This window comes from Streptomyces aureus, assembly GCF_001418135.1.
GTDB lineage: Bacteria > Actinomycetota > Actinomycetes > Streptomycetales > Streptomycetaceae > Streptomyces > Streptomyces aureus_A.
The window spans coordinates 1-4,705 of the sequence record NZ_LIPQ01000503.1; the positions used below are offsets into that span (position 1 = coordinate 1).

Genomic DNA, 4,705 nt, shown 5'->3' on the forward strand with positions numbered 1-4,705 from the left:
GGAGCCCCAGGGCAGGGAGGCGCGGGATCAGGAGCCCCAGGGCAGGGAGGCCCGGGACCAGGAGCCCCGGGACCGGGAGGCGCGGCCGCCGTCCGCTCCGGGGGCGGCGCCGGGTCCGCGAAGCGCAGCGGTGCCGCCCTGCTCGAGTCCGACGAGTTCGATCCCTGCGCGCTCCAGGCGCGGCCCACCGACCTGCTCCGGCGGCGGCAGCACGCGCGGGCCGGGATCGTCGCCGTCGCCGCGCTGCTCGTGTGCGGGGCGCTGCTCGGGCTGCCCGGCGACGGGTGGGGCAGAAACGGTGCTGCCGCGCCCTCGTACGCCCGTAACCCCGCCGCCGAGGCCGCTCTCGACCCCGGGGCCCTCAAGCGGGTCGGCCCGGCCGTGTGGCCCGGTTCCACCCGGCAGGACTTCTCCGTGTGGCCCGCGCGCGGTGAGCTCACCGGTGACCGCGCGCTGCTGCGGCGGGCGCTCGCCGTGTGGGCGCGGCCCGGCGCGTCCGTGCGGTCCTCCGCCACGCCCGGTACACCGGTCGGGCCGCCCATGGGGCCGCCCCAGTTGCTCTTCGCCGGGGTGGTCGACGGGGCCCGGGTGGTGCTCCTCCACGACGGCCTGCGGGCCGTGCGGTACGCGGAGCCCGTCGGGGACACGGCCGGCGCCGCGCTCGACTTCGCGCGGACCGACGGGGCCGACACCGTCGGCTCGGCCGCGCTCGTCCTGTCCCGCGCGGCCGGCAACGTCCGTTATCTGACGGCTCCCTGGGTGAAGGAGACCGCTGTACGGGATCTCCTCGCGCCCGGGCAGGACGCGAGGCCGCTGGGGCGGGACGCCGGCGGGGTGACCGAGCCGATGACCAGTCCCGCGCTCGCGAAGGGCTGCACCCGCTGGAACGCCCTTCAGGTGCGGGACGGTTCCGGGCTCCGGATGCTCGCCGACCTCGGGGAGCTCGCGCCCGCCCGGCTGCTCTGGGGACCGCCCGCCGCACCCGCCGACGCCACGAGCCCCGAGGCGCGCGAGGCCTGGGCACGGACCGCGTGCCAGCTGACGGCGGTCAGGGCGCACGGCGTCCGGTCCGTGAACGCCTGGCGGTTCGCCCGGCAGCCGCTGCCCGAGGGTGCCGGGCGCGGCACCTGGCTGTGCACCCGCGCGGAGACCTGGCGCGGCACGGGCAGCCGGGTCCTCGCCCAGTTCCTGGTCCCGTCGGCCACCGCGCCGGCCGCCCTCGCGGCCCGCTCCGAGGGGTCGCCCGCCTGCGGGGTGCGCGAGCCCCGGGTCCTGGCCGGGGTGCTCTGGCAGGCGCCCGGCGGTGGCTGGTACGTGCTGGCCGCCGGGAGTGCGGACTTCACGGCCCTGGAGACCTCCGGCGGGGTGAAGGGCCGGTCCGACGGTCCTCTGCTGGCCGTGAGGGCCGCGGCCGGAACCCGCGCCGACCTCGACGGCACCCTGCCGGACGGGACCCGGGTGAGCGCTCTGAGGTGAGGCGTGAGCCGGGTGGGGGAGGTCGGGGCGTCCGCTGCCCACCGGCCAGAAAGACCGTGCACGCCTCTGTTGCCACCGCGCTACCCCTCAGTACATTGACGCCATGTCTAATACGCAGCCTGCACCGGTGGCGTCGGAGCACGTCGAGCTCAAGGCCCGAAAGGTCTCCTTCGACTGGGCGGAGACTCCGCTCCACTGGGTACCCGGCGATCCCTTCACCACGCACACCATCAACGTGCTGCACCTGCTGCTCCCGGCCGGCGAGCGCTGGTTCGTGCACGTCTACAAGCAGGCGCTGCCGTACATCACCGACGACCGGCTGCGCGCGGACGTCATCGGCTTCATCGGCCAGGAGGCCGTCCACTCCCAGGCCCACGACGACGTCCTGCCCCATCTCCGGGAGCAGGGCCTCGACCCGACCCCGTACACCGCTCAGGTCGACTGGTTCTTCGAGAAGCTCCTCGGGGACCGGACCCTGCCGCCGGGCCGGCCGCGCCGCTGGTGGCTGATGGAGCGGGTCGCGATGATCGCCGCGATCGAGCACTACACCGCCTTCCTCGGCAACTGGGTGCTCAACGCCGACGAGCTCGACCGGGTCGGCGCCGACCCCACCATGCTCGACCTGCTGCGCTGGCACGGCGCGGAGGAGGTCGAGCACCGCTCGGTCGCCTTCGAGCTGTTCACGCACCTCGACGGCGGCTACCGGCGCCGCGCCCGCACCTGGGCGCTCGCGTTCTCCGCGCTCGTCTTCCTGTGGCAGCGGGGCGTCCGCTTCTTCATGGAGAACGACCCCACCCTCCTCGACGGCAAGGCCTCCTTCGGGCAGTTCGTCCGCAAGGGCCGGCAGGGCGTGCTGCCCTCCACCCCGGACATGCTGCGCTCCATACCCCGCTACCTGAGCCGCGCCTACCACCCCTCCCAGGAGGGTGACACCGCGCAGGCGATGGCCTACCTGGCCTCCTCCCCCGGCGCCAACGGAGGCCACTGATGCCCCGGTTCACCACCGTCGCCCTCGTCGCCGGGGCCGCCCTGCTCGTCCGCCGCGCCGTCCGCAGCCGGATGACGACCGCCCCGCTGTGGCCGATGCCCGCCCTCGACGAGCCCGTGTCCGGATACGGCCGGGGCAGCACGGTCCCCCGCAAGGTCCTCGTCACCTCGCGCGCCGAACCGGCCGACGGGGTCGTCGAACTGCGCCTGGAAGGGGACGGGTTGCCCGCCTGGCGGCCCGGCGCGCACATCGACCTCGTCCTGCCCTCCGGGCTCGTCCGGCAGTACTCGCTCTGCGGCGACCCGGCCGACCCCGCCACGTACACCGTGGCGACCCGGCTGATCGAGACCGGGCAGGGCGGCCGGGGCGGCTCGCGCGAGGTCCACGAGCAGCTCCACGAGGGCGTGGAGATCGAGATCCGGGGCCCGCGCAACCGCTTCCCGCTCGTCGACTCCCCCGCGTACGTCTTCGTCGCCGGCGGCATCGGCATCACGCCGGTCCTGCCGATGCTGCGCGCCGCCGAGGCGGCCGGGGCGGACTGGCGGCTCGTCTACTGCGGACGCAGCCGCGCCACCATGCCGTACCTGGCGGAGATCGAGGCCCTCGGCCGCGCCGGGGACCGGGTGACCGTCGTCGCCGAGGACGAGTCAGGCCGCCCCGACCTGGGCTTCCTCGCCGACGTACCGGCCGGGACCCCCGTCTACTGCTGCGGTCCCGACGGGCTCATGGACGCCGTGACGGCGGCACTGCCGGACGGCGTGGCCCCGCGCCTCGAACGCTTCTCGGCCGCCGCGACGACCGGCGGCACGGCGTTCGACGTCGAACTGCGCCGCACCGGACGCACGGTGCGGGTGGCGGCGGACCAGTCGGTCCTCGCGGCGGTCCGTGAGGAGGTCCCGGGCCTCATGTACTCCTGCCGGCAGGGCTTCTGCGGAACCTGCCGGCAGCGGGTCCTGGAGGGCGAGATCGACCACCGGGACGAGCTGCTCACCGACGCCGAGCGGGACGACTCGATGCTGATCTGCGTCTCGCGCTGCGCGGGGAAGCGGCTCGTCCTCGACCTCTGAGAGCCAGGGGTTACGGCAGGACCAGCCAGTCGAGGGCCAGCGCGGCGAGGAGGCCTCCCACCAGGAGCCAGGTGCCGAGCCGCGTACGGCCGTTGCGGGAGAGCTCGATCACGATCCCGCAGAGGATCATGGCGAGTCCGTACACCCCGACGACCAGGACGGACGTCCGGCTCGCGAGACGGATCACCAGGACGACGGCCATCGCGACGAGCAGCACGGAGGCGACCGCGACGCGGACGCGCCGCGCCTGCTTGGGCGTGAGGCCGCCCCCGGCGGCGTCGTCGTCCTCGTCCGCCTCGTCGTCCGCGTCCGCCTCGACGAGTTCGTCGAGTTCATCGAGTTCGTCGTCCGCGTCGGCGGCAGCGACCTCGTGGTCCGCGTCCGCCTCGACGAGTTCGTCCGCCGCGTCCGCCACGTCCTGGGCGCCCTCGTCGGGTGCGTCCGCCTTCGGGGCCTCGACCGAGGTCTTCTCACGTACGGTGTCGGCCTCTTCGGCCTCGGGGGCCTCCGGGGCCTTGGTGGCCTTGACGGCCGGGGTGTCCTGGTCGGAAGCGCTCATGGGGCAGGAGCGTATCGGACGACGTTAGGCTGTTCGTATGACGACCGGGGTACGCCGCAGGATGGGCGTCGAGGAGCGCAAGCAGCAGTTGATCGGGGTTGCCCTCGAACTCTTCAGCCACCGCTCTCCCGACGAGGTGTCCATCGACGAGATCGCCGCGGCCGCGGGGATCTCGCGGCCGCTGGTCTACCACTATTTCCCCGGCAAGCAGAGCCTCTACGAAGCGGCCCTCCGGCGCGCGGCAGACGAGTTGGCGGCCAGGTTCGTGGAGCCGCCGCAGGGGCCGCTGGGCGCCCGGCTGTTGCGGGTGATGGGCCGGTTCTTCGACTTCGTCGACGACCACGGGCCGGGGTTCGCGGCGCTGATGCGCGGCGGGCCCGCGGTGGGTTCCTCCACGACGAACGCGATGATCGACGAGGTGCGGCACGCCGCGTACGTGCAGATCCTCACCCATCTCGGGGTCGAGAAGCCATCGGCCAGGCTTGAGTTGGTCGTGCGTTCCTGGGTGTCGCTCGCCGAGTCGACGGCGCTGATCTGGCTGGACGGCCGCCGGGTCCCGCGCGCCGAGCTGGAGTTGCAGCTCGTGCACGACTTCGCGGCACTCGCCGCGGTGAG

The 4,705-nt window shown here is 74.3% G+C and carries 4 protein-coding genes and 1 pseudogene; 4 read left to right on the plus strand and 1 reads right to left on the minus strand.

All coding sequences use genetic code 11. The annotated features are described in order from the left end of the window. The 3 genes and pseudogenes from AOK00_RS32385 to AOK00_RS32395 all read left to right on the plus strand — a co-directional run. A pseudogene (locus AOK00_RS32385) lies at positions 1-1,476 on the plus strand (hypothetical protein); the annotation flags it as partial. Positions 1,477-1,579: 103 nt separating this feature from the next. Further along, entirely contained in the window at positions 1,580-2,464 is an 885-nt protein-coding gene (locus AOK00_RS32390; RefSeq protein ID WP_055603736.1) for a metal-dependent hydrolase, read from the plus strand. Further along, positions 2,464-3,531 carry a PDR/VanB family oxidoreductase gene (locus tag AOK00_RS32395; protein ID WP_055603737.1) on the plus strand — a complete coding sequence of 356 codons (1,068 nt, stop codon included), beginning with the start codon at positions 2,464-2,466 and terminating at the stop codon, positions 3,529-3,531. Before AOK00_RS32390 ends, AOK00_RS32395 begins: the two co-directional genes overlap by 1 nt. Before the next feature lie 10 nt (positions 3,532-3,541). Here the strand turns inward: AOK00_RS32395 and AOK00_RS32400 are convergent, their stop codons facing one another. Beyond that, the gene (locus AOK00_RS32400; protein WP_107097506.1) at positions 3,542-4,090 is read right to left on the minus strand and encodes a hypothetical protein; all 549 of its coding nucleotides are present in this window, start codon (positions 4,088-4,090) and stop codon (positions 3,542-3,544) included. A 37-nt stretch (positions 4,091-4,127) separates the two neighbouring features. Here AOK00_RS32400 and AOK00_RS32405 point away from each other — a divergent pair. Beyond that, the coding region (locus AOK00_RS32405) for a TetR/AcrR family transcriptional regulator (RefSeq protein WP_055603738.1) at positions 4,128-4,705 on the plus strand (578 nt) is incomplete at its 3' end.